Source organism: Streptomyces sp. NPDC050528 (assembly GCF_044457795.1).
Taxonomy (GTDB): domain Bacteria; phylum Actinomycetota; class Actinomycetes; order Streptomycetales; family Streptomycetaceae; genus Streptomyces.
Genome location: NZ_JBITHH010000011.1, coordinates 55,737 through 81,901, shown reverse-complemented (window position 1 = coordinate 81,901; position 26,165 = coordinate 55,737). Strand labels below are relative to the sequence as shown.

At 70.5% G+C, this 26,165-nt stretch carries 21 protein-coding genes; 4 read left to right on the top strand and 17 right to left on the bottom strand.

Annotation, left to right across the window (positions count from 1 at the left end):
• Nucleotides 1-13 precede the first annotated feature (13 nt).
• Nucleotides 14-982, bottom strand: coding sequence for a DNA polymerase thumb domain-containing protein (locus ACIBK4_RS33780; RefSeq protein ID WP_399000929.1), 969 nt, complete (start codon nucleotides 980-982; stop codon nucleotides 14-16).
• Nucleotides 979-4,392 carry a DNA polymerase III subunit alpha gene (locus tag ACIBK4_RS33775; RefSeq protein WP_399000927.1) on the bottom strand — a complete coding sequence of 1,138 codons (3,414 nt, stop codon included), beginning with the start codon at nucleotides 4,390-4,392 and terminating at the stop codon, nucleotides 979-981. Before ACIBK4_RS33775 ends, ACIBK4_RS33780 begins: the two co-directional genes overlap by 4 nt.
• A gap of 153 nt (nucleotides 4,393-4,545) precedes the next feature.
• Between ACIBK4_RS33775 and ACIBK4_RS33770 the strand changes: the two genes are divergently transcribed.
• Entirely contained in the window at nucleotides 4,546-5,628 is a 1,083-nt protein-coding gene (locus ACIBK4_RS33770; RefSeq protein ID WP_399000925.1) for a DUF3533 domain-containing protein, read from the top strand.
• A complete protein-coding gene (locus ACIBK4_RS33765; protein ID WP_399000923.1) occupies nucleotides 5,625-6,824 on the top strand; it encodes an AAA family ATPase in 1,200 nt (399 codons plus the stop codon). The genes ACIBK4_RS33770 and ACIBK4_RS33765 overlap by 4 nt, the downstream gene beginning before the upstream one ends.
• Before the next feature lie 73 nt (nucleotides 6,825-6,897).
• Here the strand turns inward: ACIBK4_RS33765 and ACIBK4_RS33760 are convergent, their stop codons facing one another.
• From ACIBK4_RS33760 to ACIBK4_RS33720, 9 genes are all read right to left on the bottom strand, one after another.
• Complete coding sequence (locus ACIBK4_RS33760) at nucleotides 6,898-7,980, bottom strand: S1 family peptidase (RefSeq protein ID WP_399000921.1); 1,083 nt, start codon at nucleotides 7,978-7,980, stop codon at nucleotides 6,898-6,900.
• Nucleotides 7,981-8,215: 235 nt separating this feature from the next.
• Entirely contained in the window at nucleotides 8,216-9,133 is a 918-nt protein-coding gene (locus ACIBK4_RS33755) for a slipin family protein (RefSeq protein ID WP_399001479.1), read from the bottom strand.
• A gap of 377 nt (nucleotides 9,134-9,510) precedes the next feature.
• Nucleotides 9,511-10,410, bottom strand: coding sequence for a S1 family peptidase (locus ACIBK4_RS33750; protein WP_033286275.1), 900 nt, complete (start codon nucleotides 10,408-10,410; stop codon nucleotides 9,511-9,513).
• A gap of 241 nt (nucleotides 10,411-10,651) precedes the next feature.
• Nucleotides 10,652-11,446, bottom strand: coding sequence for a DUF1684 domain-containing protein (locus tag ACIBK4_RS33745; RefSeq protein WP_399000918.1), 795 nt, complete (start codon nucleotides 11,444-11,446; stop codon nucleotides 10,652-10,654).
• 24 nt (nucleotides 11,447-11,470) lie between these two features.
• Nucleotides 11,471-12,799: an NtaA/DmoA family FMN-dependent monooxygenase gene (locus ACIBK4_RS33740; RefSeq protein ID WP_399000916.1), complete on the bottom strand. Its 1,329-nt coding sequence runs from the start codon at nucleotides 12,797-12,799 to the stop codon at nucleotides 11,471-11,473.
• Nucleotides 12,796-13,872 carry an LLM class flavin-dependent oxidoreductase gene (locus tag ACIBK4_RS33735; RefSeq protein ID WP_399000914.1) on the bottom strand — a complete coding sequence of 359 codons (1,077 nt, stop codon included), beginning with the start codon at nucleotides 13,870-13,872 and terminating at the stop codon, nucleotides 12,796-12,798. Before ACIBK4_RS33735 ends, ACIBK4_RS33740 begins: the two co-directional genes overlap by 4 nt.
• A 24-nt stretch (nucleotides 13,873-13,896) precedes the next feature.
• A complete protein-coding gene (locus ACIBK4_RS33730; protein ID WP_399000912.1) occupies nucleotides 13,897-14,658 on the bottom strand; it encodes an amino acid ABC transporter ATP-binding protein in 762 nt (253 codons plus the stop codon).
• A gap of 43 nt (nucleotides 14,659-14,701) precedes the next feature.
• Entirely contained in the window at nucleotides 14,702-16,513 is a 1,812-nt protein-coding gene (locus ACIBK4_RS33725) for an FAD/NAD(P)-binding protein (protein WP_399000910.1), read from the bottom strand.
• Complete coding sequence (locus ACIBK4_RS33720) at nucleotides 16,510-17,367, bottom strand: amino acid ABC transporter permease (protein WP_399000908.1); 858 nt, start codon at nucleotides 17,365-17,367, stop codon at nucleotides 16,510-16,512. Before ACIBK4_RS33720 ends, ACIBK4_RS33725 begins: the two co-directional genes overlap by 4 nt.
• Nucleotides 17,368-17,788: 421 nt before the next feature.
• Here ACIBK4_RS33720 and ACIBK4_RS33715 point away from each other — a divergent pair, with 421 nt between their 5' ends.
• A complete protein-coding gene (locus ACIBK4_RS33715; protein ID WP_399000907.1) occupies nucleotides 17,789-18,745 on the top strand; it encodes an ABC transporter substrate-binding protein in 957 nt (318 codons plus the stop codon).
• Between the two features lie 48 nt (nucleotides 18,746-18,793).
• On the opposite strand, the gene ACIBK4_RS33710 is transcribed toward ACIBK4_RS33715, so the two are convergent.
• From ACIBK4_RS33710 to ACIBK4_RS33690, 5 genes are all read right to left on the bottom strand, one after another.
• The gene (locus ACIBK4_RS33710) at nucleotides 18,794-19,393 is read right to left on the bottom strand and encodes a GTP-binding protein (RefSeq protein ID WP_399000905.1); all 600 of its coding nucleotides are present in this window, start codon (nucleotides 19,391-19,393) and stop codon (nucleotides 18,794-18,796) included.
• A complete protein-coding gene (locus tag ACIBK4_RS33705) occupies nucleotides 19,377-19,733 on the bottom strand; it encodes a DUF742 domain-containing protein (RefSeq protein ID WP_033286270.1) in 357 nt (118 codons plus the stop codon). The genes ACIBK4_RS33710 and ACIBK4_RS33705 overlap by 17 nt, the downstream gene beginning before the upstream one ends.
• Nucleotides 19,730-20,158 (bottom strand): roadblock/LC7 domain-containing protein, encoded by a 429-nt coding sequence (locus tag ACIBK4_RS33700; protein ID WP_033286269.1) that lies wholly within the window; start codon nucleotides 20,156-20,158, stop codon nucleotides 19,730-19,732. The genes ACIBK4_RS33705 and ACIBK4_RS33700 overlap by 4 nt, the downstream gene beginning before the upstream one ends.
• Complete coding sequence (locus tag ACIBK4_RS33695) at nucleotides 20,155-22,413, bottom strand: nitrate- and nitrite sensing domain-containing protein (protein WP_399000902.1); 2,259 nt, start codon at nucleotides 22,411-22,413, stop codon at nucleotides 20,155-20,157. Before ACIBK4_RS33695 ends, ACIBK4_RS33700 begins: the two co-directional genes overlap by 4 nt.
• Nucleotides 22,414-22,644: 231 nt before the next feature.
• Entirely contained in the window at nucleotides 22,645-23,832 is a 1,188-nt protein-coding gene (locus ACIBK4_RS33690) for a DUF5685 family protein (protein WP_399000899.1), read from the bottom strand.
• 333 nt (nucleotides 23,833-24,165) lie between these two features.
• Between ACIBK4_RS33690 and ACIBK4_RS33685 the strand changes: the two genes are divergently transcribed.
• Entirely contained in the window at nucleotides 24,166-24,606 is a 441-nt protein-coding gene (locus tag ACIBK4_RS33685; protein ID WP_019059292.1) for a cell division protein SepF, read from the top strand.
• A 69-nt stretch (nucleotides 24,607-24,675) separates the two neighbouring features.
• Here the strand turns inward: ACIBK4_RS33685 and ACIBK4_RS33680 are convergent, their stop codons facing one another.
• Nucleotides 24,676-25,866 carry an acyl-CoA dehydrogenase family protein gene (locus tag ACIBK4_RS33680; protein WP_399000897.1) on the bottom strand — a complete coding sequence of 397 codons (1,191 nt, stop codon included), beginning with the start codon at nucleotides 25,864-25,866 and terminating at the stop codon, nucleotides 24,676-24,678.
• Nucleotides 25,867-26,165 lie beyond the last annotated feature (299 nt).

The following is a 26,165-nucleotide window of genomic DNA, read 5'->3' as shown; positions in this document are numbered from 1 at the left end:
CGCATAAGGAGAGTTACGCCGCCAGCGCCCCCGGCATCACCGCACGCGGCCCGAACTTCGCTCGCGCGCGGTCCGCGACCTCCTCGATGCGGCGGACCTTCTCGTCGACCGGGTCGAAGGTGAGCTGGTAGGAGGAGTGTTCGGCGGGGCGGAGGCTCTCGGCGCGGAGGGTGAGCGCGCGGACGCGGGCGCGTTGCAGGCCGAGTGCCTCGTACATGTCGTAGGCCGTTCTGGTCAGTACCGCGGAGTGTGCGGTCGGTTCCTTGAGGGTGCGGGTGCGGGTGGTGGAGGAGCGGTCGGCGTAGCGGACGGTGAGGGTCAGGCCGGCGCAGACCTTGTCCAGGGCGCGCAGTCTCGTGCCCAGGTCCTCGGCCGCCGAGAGGAGGGCGCGGCGGTGCCGGTCGGGGTCCAACTCGTCGCGGGTGAAGGGGCGTTCGGTGGCGAGGGAGCGGGAGACGGCGTTCGGGACGACCCGGCCGCGGTCGATGCCGTTCGCCTTCTCGTGCAGGTCGCGGCCGGCCTTGGCGCCGACCAGGCGCTGCACCGTGGACAGAGGTGCGGCGGCGACCCGGCCGAGGGTGTCGAGGCCGTACTCGCACAGGGTGCGGGCGGTCGCGGTGCCCACGCCGGGGAGCGCGGAGACGGGCTTCTCCTCGATGAACTCCCTTACGGCGTCGGCGGATACGGCGCTGGTCACCCCGGGCCGGGCGTCGCGCAGCGCCATGCGGGCGAGCATCGGTCCCGGCCCGGCGCCGATCATGCAGTCGACGCCGTACAGGGCGAGCGACCGTACCCGGATCACCGCCGCCAACTCGACGGCGTCGCGCCCGAAGTACCGTTCGGCGCCCCGCAGATCGACCAGCGCGCCGTCCGGCGGCAGGGCCTCGACGACAGGGGTGAACTCCTCCAGCAGGCCCAGGAGTTGAGGCAAGGCAGCCTCGTCCGTCGGCGGCAGCTGGAAACGTACGCAGAGGATGGTCATCCCGCACTCCCCGGACTCTGGTGCCACAACTTCCGTACTTTCGTGGGCTCTTCGCCCGCCGGTCGCAGATCGGCCCATGGATGCAGCTCGTATCCGGTGGGCAGTTGGATCCGTCTCCCACCGGAGCCGTCGCCGGAGCCGGCGCCTTCCGGTACGGGTTCCGCGAGCCGGGCCGCGACCACGTCGAGCCCGCCCTCGCCCCGCAGTTCGACCAGTTCGGCGAGGTCCCAGGCCACCGCGCCGACCACGCTCAGGCTGCGCGGCCCACGCCGCTGCACCACCCCGCGCACCAGCAGCAGCCAGGAGTGGAAGACGGTGTGCGCGCAGGCGTCGTGGGAGTCGTCGAAGAAGGCGAGGTCGACCAGGCCGGTGCCGTCGTCGAGGGTGGTGAAGATGACCCGCTTGCCGGAGCGGATCGGCGGGGTCTGGGTGGCCGCCTTGGCGCCCGCGACCAGCACCGTCTCCCCGTGCCGGGCGTCCCGCAGCCGGCGCGCCGACACCACGCCCAACTCGTCGAGGAACGCGCGGTGGTCGTCCATCAGATGGCGCGAGGTGTCCATGGACAGCACCCCGAGTTCGGCACTGAGCCGCTCCGCCGAGGACAGGTCGGGCAGCCCGGCCGGAGCCGTCTTCCGCCCACCGGACAACGGGAGTTGACCGCCGCCCGCACCCCGGGCGCCCCGGTGCAGCTCGGTCAAGTGGAGTTGCAGATCACGGCGGTTGGCACCGAAGGCGTCCAACGCGCCGACCTGGGCGAGCCGTTGGGCCAGTGGCCTGCTCGGCCGCCCCCGCTCCCAGAAGTCCAGCAGCGAGGCGTACGGCTGCCCGTCCGCGATCCGCGCCGCCTCGGCCTCGCTGATGCCGTGCACGTCGGAGAGCGCGAGCCGAAGTCCCCACACCACAGGGGATTCAGACACCAGTTCGATACGGTGGGCGACCGCCGACCGGTTCACGTCCAACGGCAGGATCGGCACCCCCCGCCGCCGCGCGTCCGCCAGCAGCAGCCGCTTCGGATACATCCCCGGGTCGTGCGTGAGCAGCCCCGCGCAGAAGGCCGCCGGGTGGTGCGCCTTCAGCCACGCCGACTGGTACGTCGGTACCGCGAACGCGACCGCGTGCGCCTTGCAGAAGCCGTAGGAACCGAAGGCCTCGACGATCTCCCAGGTTCGCTGAATCGTTTCTGCGTCATAGCCGCGCACCGCCGCGTGCTGCGCGAACCAGAACCGGATCCGCCCCTGCGACTCCGGGTCGGACAGCCCGCGCCGCACCCGGTCCGCCTCGTCGCGTCCGCAGCCGGTCATGATGTCGACGATGTCGATGATCTGCTCGTGGAAGACGACGACCCCGTAGGTGCTCCGCAGCGGTTCCTTCAGGTCCTCGTGCGGATAACGCATCGGCGCCCGCCCGTGCCGCGCCTCGATGAACGGCCGCACCATGTCGGCGGCGACCGGACCGGGCCGGAAGAGCGAGATGTCCACGACGAGGTCGTCGAAGGTGGCCGGCTGCAGCCGCCCCACCAGATCCCGCTGCCCCGGCGACTCGATCTGGAAGCAGCCCAACGTCTCGGTGGAACGGATGAGTTGATACGTCGCCGGGTCGCCCGGCGGTACGGCGTCCAGGTCGATCCGCTCCCCCGTCGCCCGCTCCACCTCGGCCACCGCGTGCGCCATCGCGGACTGCATCCGCACGCCCAGTACGTCGAGTTTGAGCAGTCCGAGATCCTCGACGTCCTCCTTGTCGAACTGCGACATGGGGAAACCCTCGCCGCTGGTCGGCACGACCGGCGTACGGGCGAGGAGACCGGCGTCGGAGAGGAGGACCCCGCAGGGGTGCATGGCGATCCCGCGCGGCAGCGCGTCGAGCGCCTCGACCAGTTCCCAGAGTCTGCCGTACTTCTCCATCTCCCCCGCCAGCGCCTTGAGTTCGGGCAGTTCGGCGAGGGCCGCGCGGGCGTCCCGGGCGCGGATGTGCGGGAAGGACTTGGCGATGCGGTCGATGTCGGCGGGGTCCATGGACAGGGCCGCGCCGACGTCACGGATCGCGTGCCGCACCCGGTACGTCTCCGGCATCGAGACCGTCGCGACCCGCTCGGTGCCGAAGCGGGCGATGATCGCGCGGTAGACCTCAAGGCGGCGCGCGGACTCCACGTCGATGTCGATGTCGGGCAGCACGGAACGGCGCCGGGACAGGAACCGCTCCATCAGCAGCCCGTGTTCGACGGGATCGGCGTGCGCGATGCCGAGGAGATGGTTGACGAGCGAGCCCGCGCCCGAGCCGCGCGCGGCGACCCGGATGCCCATCTTCCGTACGTCGTCGACGACTTGAGCGACCGTCAGGAAGTAGGAGGCGAAGTCGTGGTGGGCGATGATGTCCAGCTCGCGGTGCATCCGCTCCCAGTACGCGTGCTTCCCGGCGTGGCCGCGCAGCACCATCCCCGCCGCCGCCCGTGAGGCGAGCGCGCGCTGGGCGGTGCGGTGGCCGGCGCCGACGAGGTGCGGTTCGGGGAAGTGGACGGTGCCGATGCCGAGGTCGTCCTCGGGGTCGACGAGACACTCGGCGGCTGTCGCCCGGGTCTGCTCCAGCAGGCGGTGGGCGGTGTCGCGGCGGAACCCGGCGGCCTCGACGACCCGTTCGGCGGCGTCGAGCATGGTGCCCGCGTCCTTGAGCCAGGCCTCGCCCGAGTCCAGCCCCTTGGTGGGGTCGACGGGGACCAGGCGGCGGGCGGCGTCCAGGACGTCGGCGACCGGGCCCATGCCGGGGTCGGCGTACCGTACGGCGTTGCTGAGCACGGGCCGTACGCGCTGCTCGGCGGCGAAGCCGACGGTGCGGGCGGCGAGGCGCAGCGAGCCGGGGCCGGTACCGGTCAGGCCGTGCCAGACGGCTTCCAGGCGCAGGGCGTCGCCGTAGATCTCGCGCCAGGGGGCGAGGAGTTTCGCGGCGCGGTCGGGGCGGCCGGCGGCGAGGGCGCGGCCGACGTCGGAGGCGGGGCCGAGCAGGACGGTCAGGGCGTCGCCGTGGTTGGCGGGCCAGGACAGGAGAGGGGTGCCTACGGCCGTGTGGGCGGCGGTGACGAGCCGGCAGAGGTCGGCCCAGCCGGTCGCGCCGTCCCGGGCGAGGAAGGTCACCCGGGGTGTCGACTCGTCGATGAAGGCGCCGCCGCGCACGGGAGCCCGGCGCCGCTCCCCGCGTACCGGCTCGCCGACCGCCAGTTCGGTGCCGAACAGGGGGCGGATGCCCGCCTTGACGCAGGCCTTGGCGAAGCGGACGGTGCCCGCGAGGGTGTCGCGGTCGGTGAGGGCGAGGGCGTCCATGCCCCGCTCCGAGGCGCGCTCGGCGAGCCGCTCGGGGTGCGAGGCGCCGTAGCGCAGGGAGTACCCGGAGACGGTGTGCAGATGCGTGAAACCCGGCACGCGCACCTCCCGCACTCGTGGCCCCTGAGGGCTATCGAACATCTGTTCCCTACTGCCTCAGCCCCACCATACCCCCATTCTCGAACGCGTGTGCGACATCCGTTCGGACCCTTCCCACCTGCGCAAACACCGGGCCGCCGAGACCGTGAGGACATGACAGAGACCCCCGGTGCCGGTACGTCCCGTACGTCCTTTCTCGGTGAGGTGAAGGACGCGGTCAGCCTGCGGGCCACTCTGCTCGTCGTCGGTGTGGTCGCCCTTCAGTTGCTCTTCATCGCCTCCTACGTAGGGGCGCTGCACAACCCGAAGCCCAGGGATGTGGCCTTCGGGGTCGTCGCTCCTCAGGTCACGGCCGAGCAGACGGTGGCCCGGCTGAAGCGGTTGCCCGGCTCACCGCTCGACCCGCGCGCGGTGTCCGACGCGGCGACCGCGCGGAGGCAGATCCTGAACCGGGACATCGACGGCGCCCTCGTCATCGACCCGCGCGGCACCACGGACACGCTCCTGGTCGCCACCGGCGGCGGCACGGTCCTCGCCACCACCCTGGAGACCATCACCACCTCCCTGGAGAGGACCGAGCAGCGCGCGGTCCGGACGGTGGACGTGGCCCCGGCCTCCACCCAGGACTTCGACGGGCTGTCGTCCTTCTACCTGGTCGTCGGCTGGTGCGTCGGCGGCTATCTGTGCGCCTCGATCCTGGCGATCAGCACCGGCGCCCGGCCCGCCAACCCGCGCCGCGCGGTGATCCGGCTGATCGTGATGGCGCTGGTCGCGATCGTCGGCGGCCTCGGCGGCGCGGTGATCGTCGGGCCGATCCTGGGCGCGCTGCCGGGCAGCGTGATGGCGTTCTGGGGGCTCGGCGCGCTGATCACGTTCGCCGTGGGGGCGGCAACTCTCGCTCTCCAGGGGGTCTTTGGGGTCGTGGGCATCGGTCTCGCGATCCTGCTGGTGGTGATCGCGGGCAACCCGAGCGCGGGCGGCGCCTTCCCGCTGCCGCTGCTGCCGCCGTTCTGGAACGCGATCGGGCCCGCGCTGCCACCGGGCGCCGGCACCTGGGTGGCGCGCTCGATCGCCTACTTCAAGGGCAACGCCGTCACCGGCCCGCTGCTGGTCCTGTCGGCCTGGGCACTCGCCGGGATCGTGGTCACCCTGCTGGCGGCGACGCTGCGCCGGAAGCACGAGGACCTCCTGGACCGACCGGCGTTGTCAGACCCGTCTGCAACCCTGGACACATGATCAGCACCCTCGCCGTCGAGAACTACCGTTCCCTGCGCCGCCTGATCGTCCCGCTGACGCGACTGAACGTGATCACGGGGGCGAACGGCACGGGCAAGTCGAGCCTCTACCGCTCGCTGCGCCTGCTCGCCGAGTCCGCGCGCGGCGGCGCCGTGGCCGCGCTCGCGCAGGAGGGCGGGCTGCCGTCGGTGCTGTGGGCGGGCCCGGAGACGATCAGCCGCGCGGTGCGCGAGGGCAGACATCCGGTGCAGGGCACGGTCCGCTCGGGCCCGGTCAGTCTGCAACTGGGCTTCGCGGGCGACGAGTTCGGGTACGCGGTCGACTTCGGGCACCCGAGTCCCTCCTCGGGCGCGGGCGAGGCGCCGTCGATGTTCAACCTCGACCCGGAGATCAAACGCGAGTCCATCTGGAGCGGCCCCGTCCTGCGCCCGGCCTCGACGCTCTCCGACCGCGCGGGAGCCGTCGTCAAGTTGCGCGGCGCGGGCGGCGGCTGGTCCCGCGCCCACGGCACCCTGCGCCCGTACGACAGCATGCTCGGCGAACTGGCCGACCCCCAGCACGCCCCCGACGTCCTGGCGGTCCGGGAGTTCATCAGGTCCTGGCGGTTCTACGACCATGTCCGCACCGACGCGCACGCGCCGGCCCGGGCCGACCGGATCGGCACCCGCACGCCCGTGCTCAGCGGCGACGGCTCCGACCTGGCCGCCGCCCTGCAGACGATCCGCGAGGTCGGGGACGCCGAGGCGCTGGACACGGCCGTGGACGCGGCCTTCCCGGGCAGCCGGGTCCAGATCGCCGACCTCGGCGGCCGCTTCCGGCTCGGCCTGCGCCAGCACGGCCTGCTGCGCCCGCTGACCGCCGCCGAGCTGTCGGACGGCACCCTGCGCTATCTCCTGTGGGCGGCGGCGCTGTTGACACCCCGGCCCCCGTCGCTGCTCGTGCTGAACGAACCGGAGACGAGTCTCCACCCGGACCTGATCCCACCCCTCGCCGATCTGATCCTCACCGCCACCAAGGACACCCAGATCGTGGTGGTCACCCACGCCCGACCACTCGCGGACGCCCTCCAGAAGGGCGCGATACGGCACCGTCTCGACGTCAACTCCATAGAGCTGGTGAAGGAGTTCGGGCAGACGACGGTGGCGGGGCGCGAGGGGCCGCTGGACGAACCGCTGTGGTACTGGCCGAAGCGCTGAGCCGACCGCACAGACACGAAAGTCCCGCTCCCTCGCGCGCGGGAGCGGGACTTCGCACCACCCTGTGGGCAGGTCAGCCGATCTGCGCCCCGAACGTCGACAGTGCCTCGGTGACCGGCTGGAAGAAGGTCTCGCCGCCTGAGGTGCAGTCGCCGCTGCCGCCGGAGGTGAGGCCGATCGCCGCGTCGCCGTCGAAGAGCGAGCCGCCGCTGTCACCGGGCTCGGCGCAGACGTCGGTCTGGATCAGGCCGTTGACGATGTCGCCGTTGCCGTAGTTCACGGTGGCGTCCAGGCCGGTGACCGTGCCGGTGTGCACCTGGGTCGTCGAGCCGCTGCGGGTCACCTTCTCGCCGACCGTCGCGGCGGCGGCGTGGGTGATGGTCTGCGAGGAGCCGTTGTAGAGGTCGACCGCGCTCGGGTGGGCGACGTCCGAGGTGTACTTGACCAGGCCGAAGTCGTTGTCCGGGAAGCTGGACTGCTCGTTCGTGCCGATCTCGTTGCCGCTGGAGTCGGACCAGGTGGAGATGGCCTCGGTGCAGTGCCCGGCGGTGATGAAGTACGGCGCGCCGCCCTTGACCACGTTGAAGCCGAGCGAACAGCGGCCGCCCGAGCCGGAGATGGCGTCGCCGCCCGCGATGAAGGGCTTGAACTCCCCCTGGGTGCGCTGGAGTTCGGCCTTGGCACCGAGTCCGTCGACGACCTTGGTGAGCTTGGTCCACTCGGCGGCGGAAACCGTGCGGTCGGCGGTGACGACGACCTTGTTGGTGGTGGGGTCGGTCGCCCACGAGGTGCCGGGGATGGTGGCGTCCTGCTTCAGGGTCATGCGGGCGCCCGCCAGTTCGGCGAGGGAGTTCTCGACGATTCTCGCCTTGGCGCCGGCCGCCTCGACGGTGTCGGCGGCGTTCTGGTCGAGCACGTTCACCACGAGGCTCTTGGTCTTCGCGTCGTAGAACGTGCCGGCCGCGTCCGTGCCGAGGTTCTTGCCGAGCGTCGAGGCGAGCTTTCCGGCCGCGAGGGCCGAGAGGGTGTGGGGTGCGGCCGCCGGCGTGGTCTCGCTGGCGTTCGCACTCTGCAAGGTGACTCCCGCGACGACCAGTGCGGCTATACCCGCACCCGCCACGGCCACCCGGCGCCTGGGTATGCGTCGGTGCTTCAACTCGTGTCCTCCTGTGGGGGGGGGTCGGCCCGCCAGGTTATGGGGACCCGACCGGCCGAAAGGTAGGTTGACGAGCGCCTACTCTTCCTAATCGCACAGGGAGCGCACAAGGTCGACTTCAGGTCGAGCGCGGAACGCGGTTGCACGCCCCCCCTCGCTTTGACTGTTCACGGTCACCCCAGGCCATTCGCAGTGCAAACACTGCGCGCGAGTGACGCTCATCAGCCGGTGAGGTCTAGTCCTGTCTTGAAATCGCCCCATCGGAGTCCGGATCCGACTGGGGCTCGGCGGGCGGAAGTTGCTCGTGCACCGGTTGCGGCGCCACAGGGGCAACCGGCGTCACGGGTGCCGCCGGCACTGCGGGCGCGGCAGGCGCGGCCGGGGCGGCCGGAGCCGGGGCCGCCCGCTCCAGGAACCGGAGCAGCTCGACCGGGAAGGGCAGCACCAGCGTCGAGTTCTTCTCGGCCGCGACCGCCACCACCGTTTGCAGCAGCCGGAGTTGGAGCGCGGCGGGCTGCTCGGACATCTGCTCGGCGGCCTCGGCGAGTTTCTTCGAGGCCTGCAACTCGGCGTCCGCGTTGATGATCCGGGCCCGGCGTTCGCGGTCGGCCTCGGCCTGGCGGGCCATCGAGCGCTTCATGGTCTCGGGCAGCGACACGTCCTTGATCTCGACGCGGTCGATCTGCACGCCCCAGCCGATGGACGGGCTGTCGATCATCAACTCCAGCCCCTGGTTGAGCTTTTCGCGATTGGAGAGCAGATCATCCAGGTCGCTCTTGCCGATGATCGACCGCAGCGAGGTCTGCGCCATCTGCGAGACGGCGAACCGGTAGTCCTCGACCTGCACGAGCGCGTCCGCCGCGTCGACGACCTTGAAGTAGACGACCGCGTCCACCCGGACCGTCACGTTGTCGCGGGTGATGCCCTCCTGCGCGGGGACGGGCATCGTCACGATCTGCATGTTGACCTTGCGGAGCTTGTCCACGAACGGGACGACCATCGTGAAGCCGGCCCCGCGCACCTCGGGCCGCAGCCTGCCGAGCCGGAACACCACGCCCCGCTCGTACTGTTTGACGACCCGCGCCGCCGCCATCGCGTACACCACTCCGACGGACGCGAGCGTCACTCCCGCCGTCACCAGCTCCTCGACCATCACGGCCCCCAGGGTCCGACGTGGCGCATCAGGTGCCTGCTTCGATACAACGACGGTAACTCCGCGCCACGCACAAGAGCGAGCCCCCGCACGCCAGTTGCGTACGGGGACTCAGGGCCTGTCCGGCGGATCCTGTCGCAGACGCGGGGTGTGGCACGCACTCCCCCACTGCCTAAAGCGTGGGGGGACCCCCAGCGGCGTTGTCGTCGGTCGCCGACGCTCCGCGTCGACTCCCTCCTCCGCCTTGCAGCTGCACGCACCACACCCCGCTCACCGGCACTGATCAGGCACCGCCGATTTCCTGCGACCTGATCCGCCGGACAGGCCCTCGCTTCGCCGCCGGCTGCAGTCCGGAGCGGAAGACGTTCAGGCGGGCGTCAGCCGACGCTCACGCCGTAGTAGCTCAGCGCCTCGGTGACCGGCTGGAAGAAGGTCGTGCCGCCGGAGGTGCAGTCGCCGCTGCCGCCCGAGGTCAGACCGTAGGCCACGGTGCCGCCGTAGAGCGGACCGCCGCTGTCGCCGCCCTCGGCGCAGACCGTGGTCTGGATCATGCCGTAGACGATGTCGCCGCTGCCGTAGTTGACGGTGGCGTTCAGGGCGGTGACCCGGCCGCTGTGCGTGCCGGTGGTGGAGCCGCGCCGGTAGACGGTGGTGCCCACGCTCGGCGTGGCCGCGCTGGAGATGGTCTGGCTGCCGACCGCGCTCGGGTGGGCGATCGAGGTGTTGGTGTACTTGACCAGCGCGAAGTCGTTGGTCGGGAAGCTGTAGCCGACGTTCGTGCCCAGCACCGTGGTGTGCCCCGAGTTGGAGTACCAGGTGGAGGCGACCTCACCGCAGTGCCCGGCGGTCAGGAAGTAGTACGTGCTCCCGCTGTGCACGTTGAAGCCGAGCGAGCAGCGGTACGCGCCGCCGTAGATGGCGTCGCCACCGGTGATCAGCTTCTTGAACTGACCGGCCGTGTGCTTGATGGTGATCGCGTCGGCGGTGCTGCCCGCCTGCGACTTGATCTTCGCGATCTCGGCCTGGGAGACCGTGCTGTCGACGGTGACGACGACACGGTTCGTCGTGCTGTCGACGGCCCAGGCGGTACCCGGGACATCGGCCTTGAGCACGGACGAGTTGGCCGCGGAAAGCTGGGTGGCGCTGAACGTGTGGGCGTCACTGGCGCTCGCGGTGGGGACGGCGAACGCGGCAGCGGCGACGAATCCGGTGGCCACGGCGATCAGCCTGGTCCGTCTCGCGATTCCGCTGCGCGGGGTGGTGCGCTTGATCCTCACGTTTCGTTCCCTCCTAGGGGAATTCGGGGGCCCGCGTGGGGTCGGGGCCCGTGAGGCGCAGTCGGGGTCGGGCGTCCGGTTTCCGAACACGCCGTGCTCCTGACAAGCGCTGTGGGGGAGTATTCGGCCGCCCTGCCGATGGGCGCAAGGGCGCCTTTCGGCCGTACGGCCTTCAACTGGCCCACGGTCTACGCGAGTTGATCACCCCAAAGCAGTGGGCCGAAACCCGGCCCGCCGCAGGTCAGCGCACCGTCTGCCGAAGGGTGCGCTCCCCCGCCTCGACCGCGAGGCCCAGCGTATTCCCCGGCGGCGGGAAAGGGCAGATGAAATGTTCGGCGAACGCGCACGGTGGGAGCATCGCCCGGTTGAAGTCGACCGTCGTGCGCCCCTCCGCGTCGGGCGCCGCCGGGTACAGGAACCGGAACCGGTAACTGCCGTCCCCGCTCGTGGAGTCGGCGAACACCGCCCACAACGCCCCGTCGCCCTGCACCGCCACCTGCAAGGTCGCCTCCAACCCGCCGACCCGGAAGGCGAGTTCACCCGCGAGCCCGAGCCCACGCTCGGCACCGTCCGCCGCGTCGACCCGCACGGTGCGCGGTGCGTCGTACGGCGTGAAGCGCCCCGGCACCGACCAGCGCGGGTCGTACGGCGTGACCTCGACGCCCCGGAACGCGCGCCGCGCCGCCGAGTCGGGGTCGTAGTCGCGCACGCACCACAGGCCTTCGCGGATCAGGACGGGCAGCCGGCGCTCGCCGAGGCCGACGCGGGCCGTGCTCACCGGGCCGGTGTCCGCGCCGAGGCGGATCTCGCCGGCGAAGGGTTCCCCGTCGACGGTCAGTCCGTCGGCCGCCGTCGCGGTGAGGACGACCGCGTCACCGTCGAGAAGCCATCCGCCGGGGATGTCCGGAAGGTGACCGTCCGGGTGGTCTTCCAGCCAGTGCGTGCCGGTCAGGGCGAGGGGTCCGTAGGGACCGGACACCGTCTCCGTGCGGTGCTCGTGCCACTGTCTCCACTCGTCGGCCGCGTCCGAGGTCATGCCGTCAGCTCCATCGTCGTGCGCTCAGTCCTGTCGTCGCGTGGTCACCCCTTCCCTGCCTGCCGGGTCGGGGAGCCCGAGGTGTGAGCGCAGGGTCGTGCCCCGGTATTCCGTGCGGAACACGCGGCGTTCCTGGAGCAGCGGAACCACCCGGTCCACGAACTCGTCGAGGCCGCCCGGGGTGAGATGCGGGACCAGGACGAAGCCGTCGGCGGCGTCCTGTCGTACGAAGGTCTCCAGTTCGGCGGCGACCGCCTCCGGGGTGCCGATGAAGGACTGCCGGCCGCTCGCCTCGATCACGGTCTGCCGGATGGACAGCCCCTTCTCCCGCGACAGCGCCCGCCACTTTTCGGCCATCGCGACGGTGTCACCGCGCCGGGTCCGCCCCTGGGTGAGCGACGCGTCCGGCACCGGGTCGATGTCGGGGAACGGGCCGTCGGGGTCGTAGGCGGAGAGGTCCGTGCCCCAGATCTGTTCCAGGGCGAGGATCGCGTTCTGCGGGGAGACCTGCTGCCGCCGGATCTCGGCGGCCCGCTCCTGCGCCTCGGCCGCGGTGTCGCCGAGGACGACGCTGACGCCGGGCATGATCTTGAGATCGTCCGCGCTACGGCCGTACTTGGCGAGGCGTCCCTTCACGTCGGCGTAGAAGGCACGGCCGTCCTCCAGCGTGCCGTGCCGGGTGAAGATGACGTCGGCGGTGCGTGCCGCGAACTCCCGGCCCTCCCCCGAGTCCCCGGCCTGGATGACGACCGGGTGCCCCTGCGGTGAGCGCGGCACGGTGAACTCGCCCGCGATGTCGAAGTGTTGGCCCCGGTGGGCGAAGGGGCGGGACACTCCGTCCGGGGTCCAGGAGTCCCACAACTCCCGTGCCACGTCCACGAATTCGGCCGCTCGCGTGTAGCGGTCCGCTCGGTCGAGGTATCCCCCGCGCCGGAAGTTCTCACCGGTGAAGGCGTCGGAGGACGTCACCACGTTCCAGGCCGCACGACCTGCGCTCAGGTGGTCCAACGTGGCGAGTCTGCGGGCGAGTTCGTACGGCTCGTTGAAGGTCGCGTTGACCGTGGCGGCCAGCCCGATGCGCCGGGTGACGGCGGCGAGCGCGTTGAGGACCGTGAGGGACTCGGGGCGGCCGACGACGTCCAAGTCGTGGATACGGCCCTTGTGTTCGCGCAGTCGCAGCCCCTCGGCGAGGAAGAAGAAGTCGAAGAGCCCGCGTTCGGCGGTGCGGGCGAGCTGCTCGAAGGAGGAGAACGCGATCTGGGACCTCGACCGCGGATCGGCCCACACAGTAGTGCTGTTGACGCCGGGGAAGTGCGCGGCGAGATGGATCTGCTTGCGCGCCCGTACGGTCATGACGCTCCCCCGGTCACGGCGTACTGGTTGGCGGGCCGGGCCAGGCCCAAGTGCTCCCTGAGCGTGCTGCCCGGGTAGAACGTGCGGAAGCGGCCCCGGTGTTGGAGCAGCGCGACCGTGCCGTTGACCAGTCGCTCCAGGTCGCGGCGGGGTTCGACGGGCGTGAGGTGGAAGCCGTCGACGGTACGGTCGCCGTGCCAGCCGGCGATCAGCTCCGCGAGGTCGACCGGGCCGCCCCGGTACAGCGGGCCGTGCGCGGTCTGCCGGGGGCCGCCCCCGCCGTGGCCCGGTTCGGCCGCGTGCTCGCCGTCGCCGAGGTCGACGACGAGGCTCGCCAGGACCCGCAGGGTGTCGGGATCGCGGCCCGACTTCGCGGCGGACGCCCGCAGTTCGGACCGTACGGCGCCGGCCTGCGCGGAACTCGCCGCGCGGACGAGGGCCACATCGGCGTACCGGGCGGCCGTCCGCCGGGCCTGACCCTCGGTGGCGTCGACCACGCGGACCGGGTGGCCCTGCGGTGGCCGGGGCACGATCGAGGGGCCCTTGACGGAGAACTCGGAGCCGGTGAAGTCGACGTGGTGCAGCTTGTCGCGGTCGACGAAACGGCCGGTGGCCGTGTCCCGGATCTCGGCGTCGTCCTCCCAGCTGTCCCACAACTGGGCTGCCACCTCGGCGACTTCACCCGCCTCCGCCCACAACGCGTCGGCGGGCGCGGCATGCCGACGGCCGAAGAGGCGGGCCTCGCCCTCGGTGGTCGACACGTCGAGCCGCCAGCCGGCCCGGCCCCGGCTGACCCAGTCGAGGGTCGCGACCGCGGCCTGCACATGGAAGGGCTCGGTGTGCGTAGTGGTCACGGTCGGCACCAGGCCGATCCGGTTGGTCGCCGGGGCGACGCGGGACAGGACGGCGAGGGCGTCGGGTCCGGGGCGCGCGAAGGTGTCGTCGAGCGTCACGAAGTCGAGGCCGCCGCTCTCGGCGAGCCGCGCCAACTCGACGTAGGAATCGGCGTCGTAGGCCGACCGCTGGTCGACGGCGGCGGCCAGATGCAGGCCCCGGCCGTGCGAGGAGGTCATGTGGGGAGTCCCTTTCTGCGCACGTCACAGCACCTTGGACAAGAAGGTCCGGGTGCGTTCGTGCCGGGGTCGGTCGAGTACGTCGGTGGGGGCGCCCTGCTCGACGATCCGGCCGTCGTCCATGAAGACGACGGTGTCGGCGACCTCGCGGGCGAAGCCGATCTCATGGGTGACGACGATCATCGTGGTGCCCTGGTGGGCCAAGTCCTTGATGACGTCGAGGACTTCACCGACCAGCTCGGGGTCGAGCGCGGAGGTCGGTTCGTCGAAGAGCAGCAGTTTCGGCTCCAGGGCGAGCGCGCGGGCGATCGCGACCCGCTGCTGCTGACCGCCGGAGAGCTGCTTCGGGTAGGCGTCGGCCTTGTCGGCGAGCCCCACCCGGTCGAGGAGTCGGCGCGCGCTCTCAACTGCCTCTCGGCGGGGGCGTTTCAGCGCGGAGACCGGTGCCTCGATGATGTTGTCCAGCACGGTGAGGTGCGGGAAGAGGTTGAAGTTCTGGAACACGAACCCGATCCGGGTGCGCTGCTTCAGGACCTCGCGCTCGCGCAGTTCGTACAGCTTGTCGCCGGAGCGCCGATAGCCGACGAGGGTGCCGTCGACGCTGATCATGCCCTGGTCGACCTTCTCCAGGTGGTTGATGGTGCGCAGCAGCGTCGACTTGCCGGACCCCGACGGGCCCAGGATCACGGTGACTTCGCCCGCGCGCACCGCGAGGTCGATGCCCTTGAGCACGTCGAGCGACCCGAAACTCTTGTGGACGGACCTGATGTCGACCATGACGGTCATGGTGTGAATCCCTTGTACTGGCAGCGGAGTTGGCGGTCGAGGGCTACGCGGAGGCCCGACACGCGAGGTCGCGCAGGAACGCCAGCAGGGCCCGCGCGGTGGCGTCGTTCTGCCGGAAGGCCGGCCCGCCGGTGCGCGGCCGGGTGAAGGCACCGGGCGTCCGTACGTCGGTGTAGGGCCCGAGCGCGAACCGCCGGGGATACGGCCGCCCGTCCCCGTCGAGCAGCCGCCCGTCGGTGCGGTCCACCCGCAGCAGCCCTTCGGGACTCTCCACCACGGCCCCGTCGTCGTGCAGTTGACGCAAGAGCGGATCGACGGACCGCCCGACCGTGGGCTCCGGCAACCGCGCTTCGACGAGCGCCCGCGCCTCGATCGTCACACCCGGCACGGTCGCGCTCGACGCCCGGAACACCCCGTCCTCGGCGGCCACGGCCATGTCGGCGCCGACGAACCGCACGATGCCGGCCCGGGACAGCGCGAGGAGTTGGCGCAGCCGGGGTCCGGGCGGCCCGGAGGCGAGATAGCTGAAGAAGCCGTGCCACCAGGGCCCGACGTCACCGAGCCTGATCAACTGCCCGTAGACGGAGAGCAGTCCGAGGAAGACCGCCAAGTCCGGGCTGTTGGAGGGATCGTGACGGCGACTCAGATCCCCTTCCACATAGGCCCGTAGCCCGTCCTGGAACTCCTCCTGGGACGCGTACGTCACCCCGGCCAGCGGGTGGTCGAGGGCCGCGAGGTCGAGCCGGTCGGCGGGGTCGGGCACCGCGGACGCCACGAGGATCTCGCGCTCCACCGCATCCCCGGCCGCGTACTTCTCCTCGAAGTCGGTCCAGGCGATGCTCGTCCGCTCGGGGTGCACACCGAACAGCCGGTGGTAGTGCGCGAACCCCAACTCCTTCTCGATCAGCGGCCATACGTCCCGCCGGAAGTCGAACCCGTCCGGCTTCGCGAGCACCGCGTCGACCTCGGCGGGCCCGAAGAACCGTGGCAGCGGCGGCCGTTCACCGCTCCACTCGTAACCGATCTTCGAGTGGTACGGCACTCCGCGCCGCGACCCGACGTAGAGCACCGGCTCCTGCCCCGAGGGGACGTAGGTGTCGCCGTCGTAGCGCCCGCCACGCCCCTCCGTGAGCAGGACCATCAGGTCGACGAAGGCGAGGCCGAAGCCGCGGACGAGGACGGGTTCGCCGGGGGCTAGGGCGGACAGGTCGCTGTCGGCGGTGAAGTCGGGCGGCAGATGGACCAGGTCGTGGGCGCGGGCGTATGCGGCCAACTCGCGCTGGTCCTCGTCGAGTTCGGCGTCGAGGTGACCGAGGGCGAGGACGACGAGGTCGGCGAGGAGCGGGTCCGGGGTGCCCTCCAGCCACACCTGCTGGCGGCCGTCGCGCGGGCCGCTGATCCTTACGGCCCGTTGCGGGTGGTGGTGGACCGTGACGCCCGGCGGGAGCGCGGCCACGGCCTCCTCGTGCACCCAGCGCAGGTAGGAGCCCTGGAGTTGGCGGTCGGCGAAGGTGCTGCCCTCGATGGCGGCCCATTCGTGCAGGGTGGGTCCTGGCCGCACCGGGCCCTCCATGACCACCGTCTCGTCGGTGAACATGGTGACGTCCTCGGCATGCGAGTTCATCCACAGCAGCGGGGACTGGGCGGCGCGCCAGATACGGCCGGCGCCCGGCGGATGGGGGTCGACGAGATGGATGTCGAGACCCTCGGGACCTTCAGCGCCTACGGAACCTTCGGCACCTTCGGCGCCCGAACTGTCGTACAGCTCGGGCGCGTTGGCGGCGATGCGCTCGATGAGCCCGGTCCCCCGCGGCCCGGCCCCGACGATGACGAGTGTCCGCCGGTCCGCGCTCATCGGGTGCGCTCCGAGCCGCGGGCGTAGTGCTTCTCGACGTAGTACTGGCCGACGCTGAGCACCGAGGTGACGACGGTGTACCAGATGGTGGCGACCATCAGCAGCGGGATCACCTGGTAGGTGCGGTGATAGACCAACTGCACGGAGAACAGCAGGTCTTGGACGGCGATGACGCTGACGATCGAGGTGCCCTTGAGGGTGCCGATGAGCATGTTCCCGGCGGGCGGCACGATGGAGCGCATCGCCTGCGGCAGCACGATCCGCCACCAGCGGCGCCACCGGCTCAGCCCGAGCGCCTGCGCGGCTTCGACCTGACCCCGGTCGACGGAGAGGATGCCGCCCCGGACGACCTCGGCGGCGTAGGCGGCCTCGTGCAGGGTGAGGCCGATGATCGCGACCGCGATCGGGGTGAACAGGTTGACGGTCTTCACACCGAGCAACTGCGGGTACAGCGCCCCGATGTTGAACCAGAGCAGCAGCTGCACCAGGATCGGGATCGACCGGAACAGCCACACATAGCCCCAACTGACGCCGCGCAGCACGGGGTTGGCGGACAGCCGGGCAGCGGCGAGCAGCGCCCCCAGGACAAAACCGAGCACCATCACCACGGCCGTCAGCCACAGGGTGAGCCACAGGCCGCGCAGGACGGAGTCCGAGGTGAAGTAGTCGCCGACCACGCCCCATTGGAACGCCTGGTTGCGGACGACGGAGGTGACGGCGAGCCCGAGCAGGATCAGTACGGCGACGGCGGCCGTCCACTGGCCGAGACGGCGCTGCGGGACGATCCGCGGGGAGCCGGCCGGCTCCGGTATGTCCGGTGCGGCGGACGCTTTGGCAAGGGTGTGGGAAGACATGCGAAGACTCCGTGACGTCGGTCGAACACGGGTGGTGCCTTCACACGGAACGCCGCGTGGCGCCGTACGGCCGAGCCCCTCAGCAGGGCCGTGCACCGAGGGTACGGCGCCGTTTCCCCTCGCTGTCAAGGCTGTCCATACTGTGAGCGCTACGTCTCAAGTCGGTTGACGCCCAACCGGATGCCTGTTCCACTTACCTCATGCATCCACAGCAGTGGCTGGTCAAGCGCTCCCACATCGACTTCGGTCGAGTGTGGTCCTCTTCCTGTTGAGCTGACCCACTGCACGCCCTGATCCCCGGTACTCCCGCCTGATCGGGCGTTTCTCGCGTTCTCCCCGCACTCCCTTTCGCCTTCACACGCGCACCCCCTCACCCTCCCCTCGGGTTCTGCTCACTCTTGCTCTCAGGAGACCGCACACGATGCGTACGCCCACGCGCACCCGTTATCGGCATTTCGCACCCTTTGCCCTGATCACCTCGGCGGCCCTGCTGCTCACGGCCTGCGGTTCCGGCTCGGACGACGCGAGCGGCACCACGGCGAACGCGGCGGCGGCCAAGGCCGACAAGATCCCCACCACGGATGTCGTCTCGGCCATCCCGAAGGACGCGGCGGCGGCGAAGCTGCTGCCCTCCGGCACCACGAGCCTGACCGTGGCGGTGGCCGTCGGCGGCACGCCACCCGGCACCACCTACCTCGACGACGGCAAGACGCTGACCGGCCAGGACGTCGACTTCGCGGACGCCGTCGCCAAGGTCCTCGGCATCAAGCTCAAGACGGAACAGGCCAGTTTCGAGGCGATCCTGCCCGCCCTCGACAGCGGCAAGTACGACTTCGGCGCCAGCAACTTCGGCGTGACCGACGAACGGCGCAAGACGATCGACTTCGTCACCTACATCAACGACGGCCAGGGCTTCGCCACCCGCAAGGACAGCAAGCTCGGCAAGATCACCGACCTCAAGCAGCTGTGCGGCCTCAACGTCGCGACCGGCGCGGGCACCACGTTCGAGGCCACCCTTGAGGAGAACAAGAAGGTCTGCACGGACGCCGGCAAGAAGGCGTACAGCGTGCAGACCTACAGCGAGTCCGGCGCGATCTGGTCGTCCCTCCAACAGGGCCGCAGCGACGTCGTGATGTCCACGATCAACGGCCTCCGCTACGCCGTCGCCCAGCAGACCGGCGTCAAGTTCCTCAACGAGTTCCACCGCCTGGACGTCGGCTTCGCCTTCAAGAAGGGCACGAAGCTGGCGCCGGCGTTCCAGGCCGCGGTGAACAAGCTGATCGCGGACGGCACGTACAACAAGATCCTCAAGAAGTGGGGCACGACGGGCTCGGCGATAGCCAAGTCGCAAGTGTCCCCACCGGAACTGAAGAACTAGGGCCGTAGGGGGTCGGGTTCGCGGTCCGACCCCCTGGCTTCCCTCCGTCTACCGTGTCAGGGCGGCCGTGCGGCGTCGTGGTGTGGCCCGAACCCCGATCACCCGATCCATCAACGCCCCCAACACGTCCCGCACAGAGTCCCGTTCACGCGCATCACACTCCAGCACCGGCACATCCACCCCCAACCCCAGCGCCTCCCGGACCTCGTCCACATCGAACCGCTCCGCCCCGTCGAACCGGTTCACCGCGAGAACGAACGGCGCCCCCTGCGACTCGAAGTAGTCCACCGCAGGGAAACAGTCCTCGATCCGCCGAGTGTCCACGAGGACCACCGTGCCGAGCGCGCCCTCGACCAAGTCGTCCCAGAGGAACGAGAATCGGTCCTGCCCGGGCGTCCCGAACAGATACAGGGCGATCGTCGGGTCGAGGGTGATCCGCCCGAAGTCGAGGGCGACGGTGGTCGTGGTCTTCGCCTCGACGCCCTCCAACGAGTCGACACCGACGGAGACTTGGGTGATCGCCGCCTCCGTGTCGAGGGGTTCGATCTCCGAAATGGCCCCGATGAACGTGGTCTTGCCGACCCCGAGGCCGCCGCTGACCACGATCTTCACGGCCAGCGGCACGATCTTGTCAGAGCGCCCGGACATGGTCCCTGATCCTTTCGAGCATCGGGAGCGGCAGCTCCGCGGGTTGCCGGCAGGCGAGTTGCCCGGCGACGACGAGGTCGGAGATCAGCACCTTGGCCACTCCGAGGGGTACGCCGACGCGGTGCGCCACCTCGGCGACGGTCGTCGGCTGTTCGCACACCGCGACGATGTGGCGCCGCTCGAACGCGAGCGACGGATCCGGCACGCCGACGGCGACGACCAGCGTCTCCAGCCGCAGATCGGCCTGGAGAGGCTCGGACCGGCCGCCGGTGATGATGAACGGCCGGACGAACGTCGCGTCCTCGTCAGGTTCTACGTCCCTGGGCTGTTCACCGTTCACCGGGGCAACGCCTGCCGCAGATCGGCGATGAGCGTCGGGGTGAGCAGATCACCCGCCCGCTCCGCGAGCACCGCCATCTCGTAGCCGACCAGGCCCAGTTCACCGCTGCTGTCGGCGAGGACACCGAGACAGCTGCCGTCCCGGATCGCCGAGACGAGCAGGAAACCGCGGCCCATCTCGATCATGATGAGCTTGACCCCGTCGAAGCTGTACCGCTTGGACGCGCTGCGGGCCAGACTGCTCAACCCCGAGACGATCGCGGCGAGATGGTCGGCCTCGGTGCGCCCGAGCCCGTCCGACACGGCGATGAGCAGCCCGTCGGAGGAGACGGCGACCGCGTCGCGTACACCGTCGGTGCTCTTGACGAAGTTGGCGAGCAGCCAGTTGAAGGTCTGCGAGTCGTGCGGGGTGTCGACGGTGGTCACTTGGCGGCACCCTCGTTCGTGTCGGCGTGCTTCGCGGCACTCTTCTCGGTCTTCTGCTGCTTCTCCTTCTCGACGCTGATCCCGCCCCGCATGTGGGCGCTGCGCAGGGTGGAGAGCATCCCGGAGACCTGCTCGGGACTCCGTTCCGGGTTGGGCGGTGTGGTGGGGGCGGGCCGGCCGGTCCGGTCGGTCTCGCTCACCGCCGCCGCGATGCCGCTGCGCTGGGGCCGCTTGACCAACCCGTTCCGGGTGCGCGCGGCGGACGAACCGCCCTTGGCCACTACCGGGGCGGCCACCGCTTCGGTCTCCTCGTTCTTCATCTCCTCCGTCTCCGCCTTCCTCGGGGCGGGAACCGGCGCCGCCTCGACCGCCTTCTCCGTCAACAGCCCCGCGGGGATGAGGACTCGGGCGACCACACCGGCCGCCGGTGCCTCGCCGAGCCGTACCTCGATACCGCACTTGCGGGCGAGCGCGCCGACCACGAAGTGGCCCAGGAACCGGGTGGGTTCGGCCATGAAGCTGGCGGTGCCGGAGAGTCGTACGTTGGCCTCGGCGAGGGCCTGGTTGTCCATGCCGAAGCCGTGGTCGACGATCGCGACCAGATACCCGGCGCTGGTGCGCCGCCCCTCGATCTCCACGTCGGAGTCCGGCGGCGAGAAGCTCAGCGCGTTCTCCACCAACTCGGCGAGCAGGTGGGCGATTTCGACGACGACGGAGCCGGTGACGAACGCGGGCTCGATCCGGCGCAGGGTGACCCGGCGGTACTCCTCGACCTCGGACAGCGCGGCGCGCAGCACGTCGTTGACGGCCAGCGGCGTGGACCAGGGGCGGGGGCTGGACTCCCCGGCGAGCACGAGGAGGCTTTCGGCGTTGCGGCGCATACGGGTGGCCAGGTGGTCGAGTTCGAAGAGGTTGGCGAGGGTCGCGGGGTCGGCGTCCTCGTGCTCCAGCTTGTTGATGAAGCTGATCTGACGGCGCACCAGGTTCTGGTTGCGACGCCCCAGGCTCACCAGGGAGTCGGTGGCGTTGCGCCGCAACACGGCTTGTTCGGTGGCGAGTTCGAAGGCGGACCGCTGCACCCGGTCGAACGCGTCGGCCACCTCCCGCACTTCGGCCCCCGCCTTGTCGGCGACGGCGAGCGGAGCGGGCGGCTTCGGCGCCGCCCCGGACGACCCGTCCTGTACGGCGGCCACGGCCTGCGGCAGCCTGCTGCCGGCCACCTCCCGTGCCTGCCGGGCGAGTTCGACGAGCGGCGTGGAGACGGACCGTACGCAGTCGAGGGCCAGCGCGCCGAGCGCGGTGACCGTCGCGAGGGCGAGCAGCAGGAACAGCAGCAGGTCGCGCTGGGCCGAACTCTCCAGCTGGGCGGCCCTGTTCTCGACATCGGTGCCGAGGGTGATCTGGACGTTCCGCATCCCATTGATGGTGGAGGTCATCGAGTCCCACCACGCCATGGGCGGGATCGCGCTCGACTTCAGCTTCCCGGTGCCGTGCACCGCCTTGCTCTCGTACGCCAGCGCGCGCTCGGCGTCGGGGGTGGTGAGGGCGGTGTTCAGGCGCCGTGCCTGCACGGCGGTGGCCGAGCGCGGGAAGGCGTCGAGGGCGGCGAGGCGTCCGGCGCGGATCTCCATGAACCGGCTGTAGTCGTCGCCGCGGAACTTCCCGGCGCGGACCGAGCCGAGCACGATGGCCCGCTCCTCGCCGGTGAACTCCTTGGCGTTGCCGAGGACTTGGAGCGCCTGGTAGGCGTCGCGCAGGGTGCCGTCGTGCACGTCTTCGAGGCCGAGGTCGAGCCGGTCGAGGACGGTGATCGTGGTGGTGAAGTAGTCGAAGGTGTCCTTCACCACGCCGGTGCCGTCGTCGGCGTCCTTGCGGATGCCGGTGAGGCCGTCGAGCCGGCCGAGGGACTCGCGCACGGAACCGGCGGCGGAGTCCTCACGCCCCTTCAGGGCCACGTCCAACTGCTCGCGCGCGGCGTCGGTCGCCTTGCGCTGCGCGGGCAGCTTGGCGCTGAACTGCTGGACTCCGCCGACGTATCCGGTGGTGAGTCCGCGCTCCTTCTGCAGTTCGTGCACGAGTCCCTGGAGGGTGATCTCCAGGCGGGCGTTGTCGGCGGTCGCGGAGGCGTTGCGATAGGCGGAGATCTGGTCGGCGGCCGCGATACCGAGCAGGACGAGCAGAACCGCGAGAGCGAGGACCAGAATCCTCAGCAGCCTGGTGCGGATGCTGGTGGTCGCTTTTGTTGTGACGTCCACTGAAGTGCCTTAAGTGGGTGGCGAGTTGATCAGGAGTCGAACCTGGGGCAGAAATGGTTCTGCTCCCGACCAACGACACTCATGGCACACCGGTCACCGGATCATGTTTTTGTTTTACCGCTCTGAAACAGGATCGGACCGACCTCGCAGGTCGGACATGATCGCCGAATGCCGCGTATACAACGATGGTGACGCCCCGTCACGGTCAACTGGTCGCGGCGCCCGGCATATTCAGCAGTCGCAGCACGACAGACATTCACAACATTCGCAGCATTCGCACGCGTCACAGCACGAGCAGTCGCAGCTGGAGCAGCATCCCTCGCGTCGCCGCCCCGACCACGGTCCCTCGAACTCGTCGGCGCAGCACACCTTGCAGGTGCAGCAGAGCCCGAGGGCGACGGCGCACCCGGCCCAGAAACCGCGCCTCTCGGGCCGCGGGGGCTCACCGCCGTAGGGATTGCCGCCGTGCCGCGGATCGCCCGGCAGATACGGCGTCTGCGGCGGCCCGAACGCTCCCTGCGTCTCCGGCACGTGCCCATGCCCGGCCCCGTGCCCGCACGACTGTGTGCCGAAGGCCCGGTCCACCGAGCGCCCCAGTTCGTGCGCGAGCAGCAGATGCGCGAGCTTGGCGTCGACGAACTCGGCGTCGCGCAGCGCGAGGCGTATCCCGTGCAGCGCGTCGTCGGCGAGCCGGCGGGCCTCGGTGAGCGGGGTGCCGGTCGCGGTGAGGGGGTTCCAGGCGCCCGACGCGGCGTCGGACTCCTTGTCCTCCACGGCGTCCAGGAGATGCGCGAGCCGCCCGAAGAGGCGCCCGGCCTCGGCGAGCGGTACGGCGTTGCCGGGCCGTCCGGCCAGGATCGCGGTGTGCGCGAAGGCGGCCGCGGTGGCGGTCTCGGTCGGTTCGGTGACGGTCAGGATCGGCGTGCCGAGCCCGGCGAGGCTCTCGATGCCGAGTTGCCGGTCCACCGCGTCGACGAGGACGGCGGCGTCGAACCCGACGGCCGAACCGGTCCGCGCCCCGGCCCGCCCCCAGCTCCCGGCGACCCGCCGCGCGGCCAGCGCCATCGGCCCGCGGGCCAGCAGCCCGTCCCCGTCGACGACATGGTCACGCACCTTCGCGGAGGCGAGCACCAGCGATACGGCCGCCGCGAGCCGCGCTCCCTCGCCCTGCGCGACGGACGCGGTCCGCATCCCGCGCAACGGGCAGGGCCCGGCCGTACGGCGCCATCCGCCGCCCGCGCGCTCGACCTGAGCCTCCGTCAACACCGAGAGGAGCAAACCGTCATAGTTCGTGACAATCCTCGCGAACTGCCCGTGATCCCCGCGCAGCGCGAGACACAGCCCGCACAAATGCGCCATCCACTGGGTCTTGAGGTTCTCACCGAGTCTGTGACTGCAAGGCCGGACCATTCCGAACACGACAACCCCCCGTGGCGTGAACGACATCTGACAGGGCATCCGGAGATCGATATGGCATCTGACCGGGCGTTGAGCAGCCGCTTCCCATCGACCACTCCGTTCACCCGTACGCACCAGCCGTCACCCGGACGCCGGGAAGAATCATATTTCACTCTCAGTCAGCAGCCTTGTCCAGCAACACCCTTGATACACGGGGGCCCTCGACGTATTGGCTGTGCACCAGTAGCGTCACAAACCCCCCGCGCGGCGTCTATCCACTTGGCGCGCGATCCGCATCATGGATGACCATAGGGATGCGGAAAGCAAGTAAGACCGCTGTGAGAGGAGGCGTCCATGGGATCGGTACGCAAGGCGAGTGCTTGGCTTGGACTCGTTGACGACAACGATGACGAGCGTTACTACGACGACGACTACTCCGAAGGGACCGAGCAGCCCGGGGATGCCTGGGTCACGGATCCGCGGGTGAAGGTGGCGGAGGACGTCGCCGAGGTGAAGGGCCGGCGGATCGGCACGGTCACCCCGGACAGCTTCCGCGACGCCCGCGCGATCGGCGAGCTGTTCCGGGAAGGGGTTCCGGTGATCGTGAACCTCACGGCGATGGAGGCGACCGACGCCAAGCGCGTGGTCGACTTCGCGGCCGGCCTGACCTTCGGCCTGCGCGGCACGATCGAGCGGGTCGCGAACCGTGTCTTCCTGCTGACCCCCGCCAACACGGAGATCGTCAGCGGCGACCCCGCCGTGCGCCGTGAGGACGGATTCTTCAACCAGAGCTGAGGCAGGGCCGCTTACCGGCCCTGCCTCCCGCAGGGTTGATCAGCGTTGATCAGAGGTCTTCGGGTCTTCCTACCGGAAGGCGTCGAGTCCGGTGAGCGCCTTGCCCAGCACGAGCTGGTGCATCTCGACGGTGCCCTCGTACGTGAGCACCGACTCCAGGTTCGTCGCGTGCCGCATCACGGGGTACTCCAGTGAGATCCCGTTGGCACCGAGGATCGTTCGTGCCGTACGACAGATCTCGATGGCCTCTCGTACGTTGTTCAGCTTGCCGAAGCTGACCTGCTCGGGACGCAGGCGCCCGGCGTCCATGCGCCGCCCCAGGTGATGGGCGAGCAGAATCCCCTTGTGCAGTTCGACCGCCATGTCGGCGAGCTTGGCCTGGGTGAGCTGGAAGCCGCCGATGGGCCGCCCGAACTGCTCCCGGGTCTTCGCGTATTCGACGGCGGACTCGAAGGAAGCGCGCGCCGCGCCCATCGCGCCCCACACGATTCCGTAACGAGCGTGCGACAGACAGCTGAGCGGACCCTTCAGTCCTACGACCTCCGGAAGCACGGCGTCGGCGGGCAACCGGACGTCGTCGAGGACGAGTTCGCTGGTGACGGATGCGCGGAGTGACCATTTGTGCTTGATCTCCGGGGCGGAGAATCCGGCCGCGTCGGTCGGCACGACGAACCCGCGGATCCCGTCGTCGGTCTGCGCCCATACGACGGCGACGCCGGCCACCGAGCCGTTGGTGATCCACATCTTCCGGCCGTTGAGGACCCAGTCGCCGGCGTCGCGCTTGGCGTAGGTGCGCATGCCGGCGGGGTCGGAACCGTGGTCGGGTTCGGTGAGCCCGAAGCAGCCGATGACGTCGCCGGAGGCCATGCGCGGCAGCCACGCCTGCTTCTGCTCCTCACTCCCGAAGCGGTGGATGGCGTACATCGCGAGGGACCCCTGCACGGACACGAGCGACCGGATCCCGGAGTCCGCGGCCTCCAACTCCAGGCAGGCGAGCCCGTATTGAACGGCGGAGGCACCGGCGCACCCGTACCCGCTGAGCGACATCCCGAGCGCCCCGATGCCACCGAGTTCGCGGGCGAGCTCCCTGATCCCGGGCAACTCCCCGTTCTCGTACCACTCGGCGACGTACGGCAGCACCCTGTCCGCGGCCCACGTCCGGACGGTGTCCCGGATCGCGAGGTCCTCGGGGTCGAGCAGGTCGTCGATGCCGAGGGGGTCGGCGGGGTCGAAGGGGGGCAACTTCGGGGACGCAGCCATGACAGGGCCTCCGGCGTTTAAAACTATCAGCGCTAGTTAGCGGGACGGGTCGACGTTACGACGACGGGTGACATGCGTCCAGCGTGTCCCCTCCCCACAAGACCTCTCCCACCCGCCCACCCGTGCAAGGCGCCAACATGTGACCGTCTGCCGCGGGGGCTGAGCACCGCCGGCGCCCGCGCCACCCCGCATCCCCCGACCCGCCGACCCGCCGACCCGCCGACCCGCCGACCCGCCGACCCGCCGACCCGCCGACCCGCCGACCCGCCGACCCGCCGACCCGCCGACCCGCCGACCCG

What these genes read in the sequence shown, in the direction of transcription:
- ACIBK4_RS33780 (WP_399000929.1), bottom strand. Translation starts at nt 982, where the DNA reads ATGACCATCCTCTGCGTACGTTTCCAGCTGCCGCCGACGGACGAGGCT.
- ACIBK4_RS33770 (WP_399000925.1), top strand. Translation starts at nt 4,546, where the DNA reads ATGACAGAGACCCCCGGTGCCGGTACGTCCCGTACGTCCTTTCTCGGT.
- ACIBK4_RS33765 (WP_399000923.1), top strand. Translation starts at nt 5,625, where the DNA reads ATGATCAGCACCCTCGCCGTCGAGAACTACCGTTCCCTGCGCCGCCTG.
- ACIBK4_RS33755 (WP_399001479.1), bottom strand. Translation starts at nt 9,133, where the DNA reads ATGGTCGAGGAGCTGGTGACGGCGGGAGTGACGCTCGCGTCCGTCGGA.
- ACIBK4_RS33745 (WP_399000918.1), bottom strand. Translation starts at nt 11,446, where the DNA reads ATGACCTCGGACGCGGCCGACGAGTGGAGACAGTGGCACGAGCACCGC.
- ACIBK4_RS33740 (WP_399000916.1), bottom strand. Translation starts at nt 12,799, where the DNA reads ATGACCGTACGGGCGCGCAAGCAGATCCATCTCGCCGCGCACTTCCCC.
- ACIBK4_RS33735 (WP_399000914.1), bottom strand. Translation starts at nt 13,872, where the DNA reads ATGACCTCCTCGCACGGCCGGGGCCTGCATCTGGCCGCCGCCGTCGAC.
- ACIBK4_RS33730 (WP_399000912.1), bottom strand. Translation starts at nt 14,658, where the DNA reads ATGACCGTCATGGTCGACATCAGGTCCGTCCACAAGAGTTTCGGGTCG.
- ACIBK4_RS33725 (WP_399000910.1), bottom strand. Translation starts at nt 16,513, where the DNA reads ATGAGCGCGGACCGGCGGACACTCGTCATCGTCGGGGCCGGGCCGCGG.
- ACIBK4_RS33720 (WP_399000908.1), bottom strand. Translation starts at nt 17,367, where the DNA reads ATGTCTTCCCACACCCTTGCCAAAGCGTCCGCCGCACCGGACATACCG.
- ACIBK4_RS33715 (WP_399000907.1), top strand. Translation starts at nt 17,789, where the DNA reads ATGCGTACGCCCACGCGCACCCGTTATCGGCATTTCGCACCCTTTGCC.
- ACIBK4_RS33710 (WP_399000905.1), bottom strand. Translation starts at nt 19,393, where the DNA reads ATGTCCGGGCGCTCTGACAAGATCGTGCCGCTGGCCGTGAAGATCGTG.
- ACIBK4_RS33685 (WP_019059292.1), top strand. Translation starts at nt 24,166, where the DNA reads ATGGGATCGGTACGCAAGGCGAGTGCTTGGCTTGGACTCGTTGACGAC.
- ACIBK4_RS33680 (WP_399000897.1), bottom strand. Translation starts at nt 25,866, where the DNA reads ATGGCTGCGTCCCCGAAGTTGCCCCCCTTCGACCCCGCCGACCCCCTC.